Annotated in this window: 10 protein-coding genes; 3 read left to right on the forward strand and 7 right to left on the reverse strand. The window is 44.9% G+C overall.

Translation table 11 applies throughout. The features are described from left to right. Positions 1–23: 23 nt before the first annotated feature. Both psrA and OCV30_RS09285 read right to left on the reverse strand, forming a co-directional pair. Positions 24–653, reverse strand: coding sequence for a TetR family transcriptional repressor PsrA (gene psrA, locus OCV30_RS09280; RefSeq protein ID WP_009847073.1), 630 nt, complete (start codon positions 651–653; stop codon positions 24–26). A 439-nt stretch (positions 654–1,092) separates the two neighbouring features. Further along, complete coding sequence (locus OCV30_RS09285) at positions 1,093–4,902, reverse strand: VCBS domain-containing protein (protein WP_065680190.1); 3,810 nt, start codon at positions 4,900–4,902, stop codon at positions 1,093–1,095. A gap of 301 nt (positions 4,903–5,203) precedes the next feature. Here OCV30_RS09285 and OCV30_RS09290 point away from each other — a divergent pair, with 301 nt between their 5' ends. Together OCV30_RS09290 and OCV30_RS09295 are read left to right on the forward strand one after the other, a co-directional pair. After that, entirely contained in the window at positions 5,204–6,511 is a 1,308-nt protein-coding gene (locus OCV30_RS09290; RefSeq protein ID WP_065680191.1) for a TolC family outer membrane protein, read from the forward strand. Continuing rightward, positions 6,511–7,122: an OmpA family protein gene (locus OCV30_RS09295; RefSeq protein WP_065680192.1), complete on the forward strand. Its 612-nt coding sequence runs from the start codon at positions 6,511–6,513 to the stop codon at positions 7,120–7,122. The genes OCV30_RS09290 and OCV30_RS09295 overlap by 1 nt, the downstream gene beginning before the upstream one ends. Before the next feature lie 237 nt (positions 7,123–7,359). Here the strand turns inward: OCV30_RS09295 and nhaA are convergent, their stop codons facing one another. From nhaA to OCV30_RS09320, 5 genes are all read right to left on the reverse strand, one after another. After that, positions 7,360–8,523, reverse strand: coding sequence for a Na+/H+ antiporter NhaA (gene nhaA / locus OCV30_RS09300; RefSeq protein WP_029222855.1), 1,164 nt, complete (start codon positions 8,521–8,523; stop codon positions 7,360–7,362). 275 nt (positions 8,524–8,798) lie between these two features. Beyond that, positions 8,799–9,947 (reverse strand): lipocalin-like domain-containing protein, encoded by a 1,149-nt coding sequence (locus tag OCV30_RS09305; protein WP_065680193.1) that lies wholly within the window; start codon positions 9,945–9,947, stop codon positions 8,799–8,801. Then, a complete protein-coding gene (locus tag OCV30_RS09310) occupies positions 9,937–12,390 on the reverse strand; it encodes an ABC transporter permease (protein ID WP_009847079.1) in 2,454 nt (817 codons plus the stop codon). The genes OCV30_RS09305 and OCV30_RS09310 overlap by 11 nt, the downstream gene beginning before the upstream one ends. Then, positions 12,371–13,042: an ABC transporter ATP-binding protein gene (locus tag OCV30_RS09315; RefSeq protein ID WP_009847080.1), complete on the reverse strand. Its 672-nt coding sequence runs from the start codon at positions 13,040–13,042 to the stop codon at positions 12,371–12,373. Before OCV30_RS09315 ends, OCV30_RS09310 begins: the two co-directional genes overlap by 20 nt. Positions 13,043–13,164: 122 nt before the next feature. After that, complete coding sequence (locus OCV30_RS09320) at positions 13,165–14,538, reverse strand: MATE family efflux transporter (protein WP_065680194.1); 1,374 nt, start codon at positions 14,536–14,538, stop codon at positions 13,165–13,167. Positions 14,539–14,634: 96 nt separating this feature from the next. On the opposite strand from OCV30_RS09320, the gene OCV30_RS09325 reads away from it, so the two are divergent. Beyond that, the gene (locus OCV30_RS09325; protein WP_065680195.1) at positions 14,635–16,071 is read left to right on the forward strand and encodes a DUF2867 domain-containing protein; all 1,437 of its coding nucleotides are present in this window, start codon (positions 14,635–14,637) and stop codon (positions 16,069–16,071) included. The last annotated feature ends 63 nt before the right edge of the window (positions 16,072–16,134 follow it).

Here is a 16,134-nt window from a genome sequence, read left to right on the forward strand (position 1 = left end):
TGAATATTTTGCTTTTTATTGTTTTATTCTTTTGCTGACATGCCAGCGGCCAGATATGGAATAAGAATATCGACCACTGCCTTAGCATCTATCTTTCTGTCATAGTCATTCTCTGCAATTTCTATTAGAGCCTGGCTAGATGCCATGGTGAATACACAAGTCCCTAGGGTGAAGTGCAATCGCCAAAATAACTGTTCTTGAGTGAGGTTTGGGTTAGCTTTCATTACTGAGTTGGTAAACAAAGTCAGTACTTCGCTATAACGAGTAGTAATGAACCAACGCAAATGACCTTGCACATCTGTATAGCCTCGACCAATGAGTAACATAAATCGGCTCGTACCATTTGGCCTTACATCATTGAGTGCCCTTAGTGGCTGTCTTAAAGACTCAAACACGTCACTCATAGAATACGTTTCGTTCAAATTTAAGTTCACTAGTGCATCTTGCAATGCTGGCATAAATGCTTCTAAGTAACGATTGAGTACCGCACGAACCAGAGTCTTCTTATCGCCAAAGTGGTAGTTCACTGAAGCAAGATTGACATTGGCTTTACTCGTAATCGTGCGTAAAGAGGTGTCATTAAAACCGTGCTCAGCAAATAAGCCTTCAGCCACATCTAAGATTTTGTCTTTGGTTGTACTTCTTGGTGCCATTTCAATCACTCGTATTAAACAACTGTTTGAAATATACGCTTAGAACATTTATTTAACAAGCAAGCAACATCACATTTTCACAAATTGGTCGTACCAGTTATAAGCATTACGTTCTAAGCGATTGAATAGAGACGCGTTTAATTAAAAAGAGAAAATTAATGAATTTTTGGGGAACTGAAATGGTAATCGAGAGTCATAAATTAAGTAGAAAACAGAGTATTTAGATGTTTAACAGGCCGTCAAACTTGTTTCTCACTGTTTTCTTAATTACTGCATTTTCCTTATTAACTCCTATACTTGTATCCGCCCAAACCGCGTTGGTTTGGGCTTTTTTTTGTCTAAGATCACGGTGTTTTTTTTAGGTTAATAGTAGACACAAAAAAGCCCTCGAAACCGAAGGCTTTCATTACATTAAAGTTCAAAGCATTTCACGATCCTACTAGGCAGCATCATTTTTGATTAACTCGGCTAGCACCGAAAGATCATTGCCGAGATCAACCGAAGCTCCCATTTCCGTTGCAATACCTTCAACCACTATGGTTTGAGTATCACTGCCGCCATTGATTGGAATCGATAGTGCGATATCGTCTCCATCAACAGACACTTCAATCATGCCAAGCAGCTCGGCCATTTGAGTTTCATCTTGTGTGTCTTCAAGTAGATCATTGAGGTCAATCAGATCACCGGCGCCCTCCGTATAAAGCTCAAAGTCTTTAATGATATCGGTCCCATTGTCGAGCGTAGAGTCTAGCCAAGTGAAGATGTTGTCTCCGCTATCTCCAATCAGCAGATCGTTGCCTGACTCGGCATACAAAGGTTCATTACTCGCTGCACTAATAACGTTATATTGCTGCGGTTCTTCGATATCTATGGTGACCGTCTCTACCGTGCTTTCTGCGCCATTAGAGTCGACCGCGACATAATCAAACTGCGGGTCTTCAGTTACCGCCTCGTTACCTTGGACATAGCGTAACTCCCAACTGCCCCCTGTCGATGACAACTCCATTCCAACGATCAGATTATCTGGTGATGAATAACTAAAATCATAAAGAAGTTGGCTATTTCCGGTGTCTCCGGGGTCTTTCTGATACTGCTCTGTATGCGTTGTACCATCAGCAAAGGTATAGAGTACTTCAACATAAACATTACTATTGGTGTTAAATGAACCACCCAAACCATCTAAACCAAAATCAACGACCCCTAATGGATTATTCGTAAAATCGAGGACTAAGGTCTCCTGTTTGTTCATACCTCTACCATCGGTATCACCAATACCAAAACCGACATGAGACTGTTCACCTTGATACTGTTTCAAAGGTTTATTATTGTTGTCTTCAATCGTAACCGTAATCGTATTGCCGTTATCTAGGGTAATAAGTCTCTCGGTTGGTGACACCGCGACGCCCCAATTATAGAAACCATCAACGAGCTCTGGCATATCGTCAGGGTCACCACTGAAGCCCATTTCAAACATTTCTCCTGGCCCGGCAACGAAGCTGATACTGTTTGGGACAAACAACACACCGTTGTCGACGTCAGACTGCAAAATTTCTCGCGTGACGCCATTTTCATCGGTATACAAAAGGCTGCCGTTGGTTGGCAAACTTTCTATCCGAATATTAAGTGGAATGTCGTCATGATCATCTTCTATATCTGAGATATAATCTGGCATGCCGCCATCTTCAGAATCGAAGAGGATAGGTATAATCGCGTCCTCATCATTAACGACCGTAAAGCTGGTCGCTTCAGGGGCGTCATTGACACCATTGATTGTTATCTCGATAACATGCTCTACACCATCGATGGCGGTAACTACATATCGCTCAATAACCGTGTCGTCATCGTTCAAGTATTGAACCGCATCGTTATCAACGACATAACTCCATGCCCCTTCAGGAGTAATCGTTAACATTCCTAGTGCAAGTGCATAAGTAGATCCAACAGGGGTAAACACGCCATTAGGTTTAAATGCAGGCATGTCACTCGTGTCGACGTCAGTAATCGTTAAAGTACCAGACACCGAGAGTTCGTTGGTATCTTCATTGACATCGACGTCCTCTGTCACTTCTCCCACGTCAGAGTCACCTTCCCCAACCGTAATCTCAGATGGGTCATCGGCACCGTTGATGGTGATGGTCACTTCACTTGTGGTTCCGTCAATCGCAGTAACCGTGTAAACCTCGGTGACAAATTCATCGTCATCGAGATATTGCACATCATCGTTGTCCACGACGTAAGTCCATTCGCCATCGTCGGTAATGGTCAACATACCCAACGCAGTATCATTGGTCGAACCTTCAGGATTAAACGTTCCGTTAGGTTGAAAAGCCGCGACATCGTTAGCATCAACATCGGTAATCGTCAGTGTTCCCGTCGCCATCAAGTCGTTACTCTCCGGGTCAACATCGACATCTTCCGTCACCTCCCCCATGTCTGAGTCACCTTCTCCGACAGTAATTTCGGATGGATCATCAGCACCATTGATGGTGACAGTTACTTCACTTGTGGTTCCGTCAATCGCAGTCACCGTGTAAACCTCGATGACAAATTCATCGTCATCGAGATATTGCACATCGTCGTTGTCTACGACGTAAGTCCATTCACCACCATCGGTAATGGTCAAAAAACCCAGAGCGGTATCATTGGTCGAACCTTCAGGATTAAACGTTCCGTTAGGTTGAAAAGCCGCCACATCATTAGCATCAACATCGGTAATCGTCAGTGTTCCCGTCGCCATCAAGTCGTTACTCTCCGGGTCAACATCTACATCTTCCGTCACCTCACCCATGTCTGAGTCACCTTCCCCGACAGTAATTTCGGATGGATCATCAGCACCGTTGATGGTGATGATTACTTCACTTGTGGTTCCATCAATCGCAGTAACGGTGTAAACCTCGGTGACAAACTCATCGTCGTCAAGGTATTGCACATCATCATTGTTGACGACGTAAGTCCATTCGCCACTATCGGTAATGGTCAAAAAACCCAACGCGGTATCATTGGTCGAACCTTCTGGGTTAAACACACCGTTTGGTTCGAAAGCAGCGACGTCGTTATCGTCGACATCGGTGATGGTTAGCGTCCCTGACGTCGCTAAGTTGTTGCTCTCTTGATCAACATCCACATCCTCAGTCACTTCTCCTGTGTCTGAATCACCTTCACCAACAGTTATGTCAGATGGATCATCGGCACCGTTAATAGTGATAGTCACTTCGCTAGTGGTACCGTCACTGGCTGTCACGGTATAAACCTCAGTAACGAATTCATCGTCATCCAAGTACTGAACATCGTCGTTGTTAACTACGTAAGTCCAAGCACCATCAGGGTCGATGCTCAATACGCCTAGCTGTGATTCGTTTGTTGAACCTACGAGGTTAAACTCACCGTCAGCTGAAAAGGTAGGAGTGTCGCTGTCTACATCTGTAATTACGATCTGACCAGACGTCACTAATTGATTGGTGATGTCATCTACATCAATGTCCTCAGTCACACTGCCCGAGTCATCGGTTGCGACTGCCGCATCATCAGTACCAATGATGGTGACGGTGATGACTTGTTCGCCACCGTCAGAGGTTTGCACTGTCGTCGTATCTTGAATTTGCTCGCCATCAGCAAGTTCATCAAATGGACTGTTGGCCACGAATGTCCACGAGCCATCCTCATTAACAACAAAAGACCCGAACCCATTTTCGCCTTCCGCATCTTTGGCGATAAAGGTAACGTCCGGATCGTCAATGGTTAAAGCGCCCCCGGTTTCAATAGGCTCATCCTGTTCAAACTCAATAACGTTGGTTTCACCTGAAACAAGCGCAAGAGCAATGATATCGAAAAGAGCAATACTTTGAGTTTCGGACAACCCTTGAGATTCAAGTCCGTCAGTTTCAAAGTTTGTTGAAGCCAGAGTTTCAGCCCCTGTACGTTCAATCCTACCGCTGTTGGTTAGACTTGAGCCTTGCTCACCCGCGGCGGCATCAAACTCTTCACCCAATTCTGTTGGATCAAACCCTTCTTCAATAGCACGTTGAACTTGAGCGATCGCATCATCAGTGTCTATCACGTTTTGCTGACCTTGGTCATCGACAAACCGTGCAGAAACGTTTGGCACGCTCTCTTCAGTTGTTTCGACAGTGACAATGACGTCGCTAGCAGCTGGTTGCTCGCCCGGAGACAAACGTCTAACTTGGCCTTGAGCGTCGAGCACTATAACGCCGTTCGCAAGACCTAGTATATTTAGGTTGATATTTCCCATATCCATATTCCCACTTCTGCCCAGAACACACCAAACGCGGATCCAATCCCACTCTGCGCTGTGGCTATTTCCTACAATAAATTTAGTAGTGGCATTATTGATAATCAACTCACTAAAAGCATGGGAATGCGATGCTTTTTAAATTAGTCAATGGCAATAGCGACTTACATTCAAAAAAAAACCAACAAACTTCGCATTTTTTTGCAAATGTCCTAAGCTTCGTTTAATACCATTCACTCAATTCAACGGTAAACGTAGGTTGGGAAGCGGATGAGGCATTGAAAGTAGAAGGAGAGCTACTTTGAAATTGTTTAAATTATCCATAATGTGTTGCTTAGTTGCTGCAGCACCACTCGCCGCTCAAACTCTGGAACAGTCTGTGGCTATTACCCTGGCAACGAATCCAGAGATAAAAAGCATCTTTAACGAATATGTGAGCGTTAGAAAGCGTAATGACGCCTCTGGTGGGGCATACAGGCCGAGTATCGACCTTGATGCCGGTATTGGTTATGAAGGTATAAACCCTGCACCAAATAACGGTCCGGACACGGATCTAACAAGAAAGGAAGCAACGATTTCCCTCACTCAATTGCTGTGGGATGGTTCTTCGACTCTGAACGATATTGACCGTACCGCTGCAGAAGCTGAATCAGTTCGTTTGCAATTGATAGCAGATGCCGAAGACAAAGCACTGGAGGTAACACAAATATATCTCGACGCAGTAAAAGCGACTGAGGTACTGGCGCTGTCAGAAAGTAACCTTGCGATACACAAGAAAATCTATAAAGACATAAAAAAACGAGCGAGTTCAGGCATAGGTTCTACCGCAGACGTTTCGCAAGTAGAAGCTAGGATTGCAAAAGCTCATGGTAACTTATTGGCCGCCCAGAATAATTTGATCGACACACATACCCAATTTAGAAGAGTTGTAGGACAAGAACCGCTAGGTCTGATTTACCCAAGGGCCGATATATCTTGGATTCCACTGTCATTGTCAGATGCCCTAGTTGATGCTTTAGATAAACACCCTGTGATTAAAATAGCGGCGGCAGATGTCGACGCAGCACATTTTCAATACAAACAGTCCAAAGGCGTAAACTACCCTACATTCTCTATAGAAGCGTCTCAGTCATGGCGTGATGATGCAGGAGGCGATGAAGGTTCAAGTCAAGAAACGCTCGCAATGCTGAGAATGCGGTATAACTTGTACAATGGTGGTACAGACAGCGCCAATTCAGAAGCTTCTGCTTACCAACTAAATAAAGCGAAAGATCTTAGAGATCGTGCTTATCGCCAAGTCGAAGAAGGACTTCGCCTCTCATGGAGCGCCTTAGATCTCACACTGCAACAGAAAAACTTTTTGTCCGACCATGTTGATTCAGCTTCAGAAACCGTTATCGCCTATGAAAAACAATACCGAATAGGTAAACGTACTCTGCTTGACCTGCTCAATACTGAAAACGAACTGTTTGAAGCACGCAAAGATTATTTGGATGCCCATTATTCGGAGCAGTACGCTAAATACCGAGTGATGAACGCTACAGGTTCTTTATTGAATGCTCTGCTGGTTGATATACCGGAAGAGTGGACAACGGCCGTGGAGTATTAATGATGAAAATAACTTACTTATTACTTCCCGTATTAACGATGACTTTATTTGCCTGCTCTAACCAGCAACGAGAAGCCTACATCGAGACGCCCGAAGCTGAACAAATTTCCGATCTGCAAGACGATGATAGAGATGGTGTAGTAAACGCGCGAGATACCTGCCCTGGTACACCAGAAACATCACAAGTCGACAATGATGGCTGTGGTGAAACAATTCGAGCAGAAGAAGTACGACAACTAAAAATACTCTTTGCTCATGACTCATTTGAAGTAAACCCAATATTTTCTAGCCAAATTAGCACCATGGCAGAGTTTCTCGAAAACTACAAAAGCGCTTCAATTGAAATCCAAGGTTACGCCAGTAAAGTGGGCTCCAACGAATACAACTTAGACTTGTCAAAGAAACGAGCAAACAATGTACAAGATGAGTTACTTTCGAATGGTATAGAACCAGAGCGCGTGAGAATTGTTGGCTATGGTGAAGAACGCTTAGAAAACGATGGTGACGATCCTACTTCACACGCACTGAATCGTAAGGTAACCGCGACCGTAGTTGGGTTAAGTGAGCAGATCGTTGAAGAGTGGACCATTTTTACCACACTAGAAAAGTAACGTGACATCATCACTGAAAGCGCAAGATGTAAGGTAAATTCGCTTACAAATACAGCTTAGCTTCAAGATCAATAAAGCCGTGATAGGGTTACCCATCACGGCTTTTTGTTCTTTGTCGTCACATGAATCGTAAAGGTGATTCTGTGACTCTTCTTGCTACTCAGAAATTGACTTGTTACTCAGTGAGTAGGCTCCCTCTTAAGCGAACCTACTACCAATTATGCTTTTACCTACCAATTATAGCTTTACTTCTTGATGCTTAGTTTTCGGTAGAGAAATACTTAGCAGGAAGTAACCTAAGATAGCTGCGGTCGTTGAGCCCATCAGGATACCTAATCGAGCAAGCGTATCAAAATCTGCGTTCGTTGGACCAAATGCTAGCGATGAAATAAAGATAGACATCGTAAAGCCAATACCACACAACACAGATACCGCGAAGATGTTCATGAAGTTCACACCTTCAGGAAGCTTAGCGATGCCCGTTTTCACAGCACCCCAGCTGAATAGGAAGATACCCAGAGGCTTACCAACCAATAGACCCATAGCAATACCAAGAGGTAGCATGCCTGTAAGGTTTGAAATTGAGATGCCTTCTAGTGAGATACCTGCGTTTGCAAATGCGAAGATTGGCAAAATTGCAAAAGCGACGTATGGGTGCAGAGCATGTTCTAGATGTTTCAGCGGAGAACGCTCTCCTTTATTGCCTTTCAGTGGGATAGCAAAACCAATGACTACACCAGCCAATGTTGCGTGAACACCTGACTTCAATACTGCGAACCACAGAATTGCACCAACAATAAGGTAAACACTCAGCTTAGTTACATGCTTGTTGTTTAGCATGAACAGCACACCAGTTGCAATGAAGCCAACCGTTAGTGCAAGCGTCGATAGATCACCTGAGTAGAACAGTGCAATGATAACAACAACCCCTAGATCATCGATAATTGCCAACGCTAGTAGGAATACCTTCAAGCTTACCGGTACACGGTTACCAAGAAGAGCCATGATGCCCAATGCGAAAGCGATATCAGTTGCCGCTGGGATAGCCCAACCTTGAAGCGCTTCAGGGTTACTTGAATTGAATAGCACGTAAATAAGTGCAGGAGCTAGCATACCACCCACCGCTGCGATAGCTGGGAAGATTGCTGTCTCTTTAGACTTTAATGCGCCTTCTAACAGTTCGCGCTTAACTTCTAAGCCAATTAGAAGGAAGAAGACAGCCATTAAGCCATCGTTAATCCAGTGTGATACAGACATACCAAGAACATAGCTGTGCAGTACCCCTTGGTACATTTCGTTCAATGGTGAGTTTGCTACAAACATTGCGATCGCCGCAGCGATGACTAGTATGATGCCGCCAGCAGATTCCAATTTAAAGAAGTCACGGATGACGTCGGTCATGATTTCGCCCTTATATTTATTATTTAAATAAACGAATAACAAAGAATAACCACGAGTTTATATCCAAGCTCTATCGATAGATAATCACTTCTTCGGATGTTTAACTTCGGTTTTTCCTACAAATACTAAACAATACGTCGTATATTCCATAATGTTGTTATGCACCATGAATTAAGTATAGATGAGTTCACCAAGGCTGTATGCACAAATAATTCGAGGGTTGTCGGAATATCAAACATAAAAAAAGGCTATCAAATGATAGCCTTAGGTGTTTTTTAGTAGCCAGTTAACTGCATAAAGCCTGTTGCTTCATGGCTTCCGCTCGCCATAATTGGCCCTTCCCAATAGGGTATGACAAAAGGCAGCCACATATCCCTACGTTTGATACGCGTAGTGAGATTGATATCGTGTTGTGGCACGTTAATAATCCATTGGAGCGGCATTCTTCTACCATTCATTAGCGTCGTATTCTGTAATGGCTTGATAGAAATGTTGGAGTCCGTTAGCTGATACACTTTGCCAGAACGAGTTGCTAATGTTCCAAAAACATAAGGCAATTGTTGATTGTGGCGATAGCGGTTAATGCTCAGTGCAGTACCGTCATCGAGATTAAACACGAACCAATCCCAGCCTTGCTGACCGACTCCGAGTAAACCACTGCCCCACTCTTTATGCACCCACGCAGTACCTTCGACTTCTTTCGTTACACCGTCGAGATTCAAAACCCCACTCAAAGATAAAAACGGAGCGCTGAAGTTATAAGACGCGACAGGCAATAAGTCGTGCTTTTTCTGATAGCCGTTATCGCCGTTGAGCACGTATGGCCCTTTCGCAATAGTGTCGAGTTCAAGGCCAAACGTATCGGTTTGTACTTGAAGGCGACCTGGAAACGGTGTGTTACCCAGAGCACGCCAGTTCCAGTTATCAATCCAAATTCTAAATGGATGACTGGTCATACCCGCCTGTCCAATGCCGCCACGCGCCAAACGTTGCTCTTTCCAAACCTTAGATTCAGACGAAATTACCACATTTGAAATATAAACCTGCGGGCTTTGCCACCCCCGAGTTTCTCTCTCGTCAGTTGCTATACGAAAGAAGCTCCACTGTACCGAGTACTTTTTCCCATCATCCCCTTTTAGAGACGCAAAATAATGCCACCACTCATGCTGGAATTCTGGGTGGAACTGGAAATCACGAGGCAACGAAACGCCTCGGTCTGGCAATACAGGTTCAAACACATTGAAGTGCTCACTGACAAGTACTGAATTAACCTCATTCTCGCCCTTATCGCCAACATCGACAAAATAGGAATAGTAAGCCCATACAGCTAAAATAGTGCCAAAGAAGCCAATCAGTAATAGAGCAGAAACAAATCGGTGTCTGAGTTTTTTTGAGCCATTTCGTTGAAGCATATTAAAGCGCATCCCTCAGTGATTTCATCGGTGTGTTCCGAATCATTCTCATCACTGGCAATGCACCAGCTAACATTAATGCTGCCATGGCCCACGCAAATGTCTGCAAATAGTCCCAAGGAATCACTTGTAATTCGAGTGACCACCCAAAAGACTGCTTAATGACAATATCGACGATCAAGCTGGCTAACGCCAATCCGAGCGGGATAGCAATCAAGGAAGAAATAAGTCCGAACACAAACAACTGCAAGCTGCCTGTAAAAATCAGCTCTTTTGCCGAGACCCCTAAGCAACGTTGCAATGAAATATGCCTTTGTCGAGACACTTCACCCGCAACCGTCGCGAAAAAGATGCCGAAGACCGCGATGACCAAAGTGATGTTACCCAATGTATCAGCTATCGCGAATGTTCTATCAAACACTCTCATCGCCTGACTGTGAATATTGTTATTATCAAAAATACGCTCAGATCCAAGCCTGAATACGCTTTCCAATCGACTTCGAAGTCCTACCGAATTGACATCATCTTTGAGTATGACGCCTAGACCGACATTTCCGCGTCCAGCAAACCCAGATAGCCAGTTTCGATGTGACATCATGACTTGATGGTAAGGGTTGCCATAATCGTAATAAACACCGACAACCTGCCAACCAGAGCCAAGACTGTCATAAAGGTCTATATAGTCGCCTGGGCGAATCCCTAACTTGAGAGACATCGATTCACTGATCAACACACCTTTCGAATGATGCAGGTGGTACCAGTAATTCGGAATACCTAACTTGATCGTCAGCGCTTCTAATTCGCCTTCAGAAGGACCAGTACTGACCACCTGGGTACTTCCGACAGGGGAAGCGACATCTTTCTCCCAACGCCACCAAACTGAATCGACTTCAGGCTGTTCTGACAGCCAATTACTCATACGAGCAGCGGCGTTGTTGGTTGGGTAGATGTACAGGTCTGCAGCCAAACGCTGTGTTAGCCATTTATCTGTGGTATCCCTAAAGCTGCCCACCATGGTTTCTACACCAATATTCGCTGTTAAGGCTAGCATGAACGCCATTGTCGCCACACCACGATAACTCATGCTTGAAGCGGCATCCGCAAAGAACCAGCGAGCACGAACCCAACGCAGTGAATAAGACAAACTGTTGAACAGCTTCCACATCAAGAAAGGCGTAAACAAAGCCACACTGACGAGCATCAGGGCAATAATCGCAAAACCAGATTCTTGCGTTTGTGGGGCTTGATACACAGCGACAGCTGCAACCAAGAAACCACAACCAATCAATGCTTGCCAAGTAAACTCAGTGCCAGCAAAACGCATCAAAGATAAACGAGATGACAAACGAATCGGTTGCGACCTCAGCAAACGAACCAATGGCCATGCACACGCTAGGAATGCACCAAGCAACGCCATTAATAAGCTATAACCACTCCAACGCCAACTCCAGCTAAGGGTTAAGCCCACATTCGCATCGTAAAGATCACCTAAACTCGAAGAAACGGCAGGTAACAGCTGGTTTGCCAACATGACACCGAATACATTGCCGCAGATCCAGCTCAGTAGAACCAATAACAATAACTCTAAGCAAAGCGCTTTAGTCAGTTGCCAACCAGACACACCTGTTTGTCTCAAGATTCCGACGAGTGGTTGGCGCTGAATGAAAGACAGCGACATCGCTTGATAGAAAATAAACAAGCCAACGACAAACGACAGCATGCCCATCGCTTTTAGATTTAAGTGGAAAGCGCTAGTCAATGACTCAAGCTCAGCTTTAGAGCTGCGAGAGATTGTCAAACCATTGGGCAACATGTTTTTAAGACGTTCAAACTTCTCGGGAGACATGTCTGAACACGCAATCACGGAAAGCCCTGCACTGCGTTTAAGCATTCGGAGCAAGGAGATATCCGCAATCAACCTTGTACCATTAATCAGGTTATTTTGGTCAACTACCACAGGACCAAGCTCAGAACCATCCATAAGTGGGATGTAGTCCCCATCCTTCCATTCCATATGTTCAGCAAGATCATCACTCACTAGGATCGGATATGGTGGTTTCATAAGATCTAACGTGGTGAGTTCTTTTAGGGCAGCACCAGGCTGAAGCTGAAGCATAGAAACCGGGTCTATGCCAATAAGCATAAAGTTTGCACCATTTTCATCAGTGATACTATGGTGGTCAAAAGGAGAACACTGCTGAAAGCCTTCACGACGAAGCTGAATGTAAAAACCTTGCGGGATCTTATTCGCGTTATGTTTTGGTCGAATACGGTAAGGAAGAGGATTCGAAAAGAGTTTTTCGCCATGCGTATAACTTTGCTTGGCGTGTTGGTTGATAGCGGTAACACCAACCAAAAGCGATACGCCTAGGGTTAAACCAAGCCATACCAAGATAATCTGAAGTGGGTAACGTCGATAGTGACCAAGTAGCGCTTTAACTACGGGCCATAACATGCAGTTGCCCTCCTTGTAGGCGAATTCTGCCATCCATATGCAATGCAACTTTCTCACTGTGTGTCACCAGCAATAAGGTACATTCTAACTGGCGGGCCAAAGAGGTCAGCAAACGCATTACCGCTTCTGCATTACGCTCATCAAGGCTTCCCGTTGGTTCATCGGCCAACAAAATTTTCGGTTCCATATACAAGGCACGAGCAATCGCAGCACGTTGTTGCTGGCCACCAGACGCTTCTTCAGGGTAACGACCAAGCAAAGGCATAAGGTCTAAAGCAGAAAGAATCTGTCTCCAGAGTCCCTTATCTTCAGGTAAACCTTTTAACTGGCGGCAAAAACGGATGTTGTCGGCAATGTTAAGCGTCGGCAGCAAATTGAATTGCTGAAAGATATGACCGATGTTGTTTCTACGATAAGCGGTGCGGTCACGCTCGGTCGAGTCGTGCATATCGAAGTGAGGGAAAGCGATTTCACCTGAATCGGCGAGGTCTAAACCCGCGATAAGATTCAGTAAAGTACTCTTACCTGAGCCACTTTCTCCCATTAATGCCAGCTGATCACCTTGATTTAATGTTAATTCAGCACCTTGCAAAACAGGGTGAAACTCCCCCCCATCAACATAGCCTTTACACAGGTCTGACAGCTTTAACATTAAACAGCTCACATTAGTTAGAATTTGGAATGAGAATCTACACTAATTCCCTGTTAGGAGGAAGTATTTTGAAAGATAGATCACACACCAACGATAAAGTGATGGGGTTGATGCGCTCTACTTCAATTTCCTATCAAGTTTTTAATCCATTTTCTTGTTTTCATGCGATAGAGCGACCCACCCCACTTAAGCACTTCTTCAGTGAGGAAAAGTAGATATATCCACTCAGGTGGAAACTTCAGATAGATAGCGGCAATCGCGGCGAGCGGAATACCGATCACCCATTGGGCAATCAGGTCTTGATAAAGGCAGAACTTCACATCACCGCCCGCTCTCAACACACCAACGATCACAGTCATCGGTACCGATCGGATAACAATACCCACGCTTAAAATTAGAATGAACTTTTCTGAGAGGGCTCTGGTTTCTTCCGTCAGTGCACTAAAAGCATTCAGTATTGGCGTTTGTACGAAGTAAAGAAAAACGGCCACAGCGATACTGGTCAAGAAACACAAAATCGTTAAGCCTAACGCTTGGTAATAAACCGCTTCATTATTCTTTGCGCCAAGTTGATTTCCAACCAAAACAGAAGCCGCATTCGACATCCCAATCAATAAACTCAATGAAATAGATTCAACCGGCGTCATCACTGAAAGTGCAGCCAGACCTTGGACACCCGATTGCCCCATGATCGCGTGGTAAGCAAACAAGCCACCCGCCCATGCCAAAAAGTTAAACGTCGTCGGCAGCGATAACTTTAAGAAGCGAACCACTTTTTCAATCGAAGCTGCTGCTTTTATATCGCAGAACTTAAAGGCTAATAAATGCTTAGAGAAATAGAGATAACCAAACAAAGTTGCCACTTCAATCGCACCACTCAGTACCGTCGCAATCGCCGCACCTTTGATTCCAAGCGCAGGAAAGCCTAAGTTACCGAAGATCAGCACCCAGTTTAAGAACACGTTAGACAGGATGCCGATACCGCTGAAGAAGGTGCTTAGTCCGGGTTTGTGCATCGCTCTCAAACCTACAGCCATACTGCTAACGCACGATACTGCTAGCATGCTAAACGAGGTGATAACAATGTAGTCAACACCAAGGTTGATCACTTCTTGGGAGTCAGTCGTCACACCCATGATTTGTGCGGGAAATGAAACGAAGAAAACAATGGTTAGTAACGCAAATAGTGTCGAAACCAACCATGTAAGCGCGGTACTTTCTCGCACACCTTGTTTGTTACCTGCGCCCCAATATTGAGCAGTAAGAAGTGCACCACCCGTGGTGACACCCACCAGCATAATGGTCGTCACAAACATCGCACGGCTCGCAACACCTACAGCCGCAATATCCGCTTCACCAAGCTGACCTAACATCAACACATCCACTAAGCCTCGGCTTGAAAACATAATGCTCTGCAAAGTAATAGGCAAAGCAATCGCAATAAGCCTACGAACAAAATCACCTCGAGTGTGATGAATAATTGAAGAGAGCAACATAGAGATACCTAAACGGAACGTATTGATGAATAAAGATAAATATCGCGCTATTATATCAATGTTCGGTTTTTAACCACAGAGATAAATGGAGTAACAATGAAGAAAGTACTGGTTTTAGGCGCTTCTGGATACGTTGGTTCGCAGCTCCTCCCTCTCTTGCTTGAGCAAGGCTATCAAGTCACAGCTGCAGCAAGGCATATCGACTATTTAAAAGCACGAACAGAGCCTCACGATAACCTATCGCTCGTGTATCTAGATCTTGCCGATCAAGCTGCGACACAAGCGCTCGTCCCTGACTTTGACCTTATTTTCTTTCTTGTACATGGAATGGCTGAAGGCCATGATTTCATTGATTACGAACTCAACTTGGCTCGTAACTTTGTTTCGGCTCTTGGGCCAAAAAACCAACACGTCATCTACCTCAGTTCGCTTCAGCCCCAAACTGGTGATTCAGAGCACCTTCAAGCGAGAAAACAAACCGGACAACTGCTTCGTAAAGGACCAGTACCGGTAACCGAACTTCAAGCAGGCGTCATCATTGGCCCCGGCTCTGCAGCGTTCGAGATCATGCGAGACTTTGTGTACAACTTGCCTATTATGATTGCGCCAAAATGGGTCGACTCTAAAGCCAACCCTATTGCCTTGCAGAACCTGAACCACTACTTGCTCAAACTCGCACAAGACACGCCTAGCGAAAGCCAAACTTTCGAGGTTGGCGGGCCAGATATTGTCTCTTATCGAAATCAATTTGCTCACATTGCCAAAACAGCCGATCGTCCACTCAGGCTGTGGGCGACATCACTTCTCACACCTTCAATGGCGTCTTATTGGTTGGGCGTGGTGACTTCTGTTCCGTCCAACATAGGCAGAGCGCTTCTCGCGGGCTTAAAGCACGACTTCATCTCCAGTTCGACCATCATTAGAGAAAAGTACCCTCAGAAACTTATCTCATTCGAAAGTATGGTTGAGCAAGCGATTCATTCTGAAGGCAACTTCGTAAAAAGTAATGTTTGGGGCTTTGACAAAACCGCATTCAAACGCTGGCAAGCTGGGTATGGCTATTACCCGAAGAAAACAGGCGCAAGTATCACCTCAAGCGCTTCATTGGAATCGCTTTGGCATGTTGCTCAGCAAATCGGAAGCCCGAAGCAAGGTTACTTCTTTGCTAACACTTTATGGCGCACACGCGAATGGTTGGATGTTCTTTTCGGTGGAGGTGTACCGGTTCGACAAATGCCAGAAGGGCCCAACCTAAAAGTCGGTGACAAAATCGATTCATGGAAGGTCATTCGCTGTGAAGAGAATCAGTTTTTATCCCTGCTTTTCGGTATGAAAGGCCCCGGTTTAGGGCGACTCGAGATTACCGTCTCTGACCTCGGTGATTCTCGTGAACTGAACATTTCAGCTTGGTGGCATCCAAAAGGCTTTTTAGGCTTACTGTATTGGTTCGCGATGATGCCAGCTCACCTATTTATCTTTAAAGGCATGGTGAAGGCGATTGAGAAGCAAGCTAAAGATCAGATGAAGGATTAAAGCAGATTCGAGATTCGGGCAACGAGATGCGAAGAAATTAAGAGCTATAGATGAGACTCCCTC

Origin of the sequence: Vibrio atlanticus, from assembly GCF_024347315.1 — a bacterium.
Classification (GTDB): domain Bacteria; phylum Pseudomonadota; class Gammaproteobacteria; order Enterobacterales; family Vibrionaceae; genus Vibrio; species Vibrio atlanticus.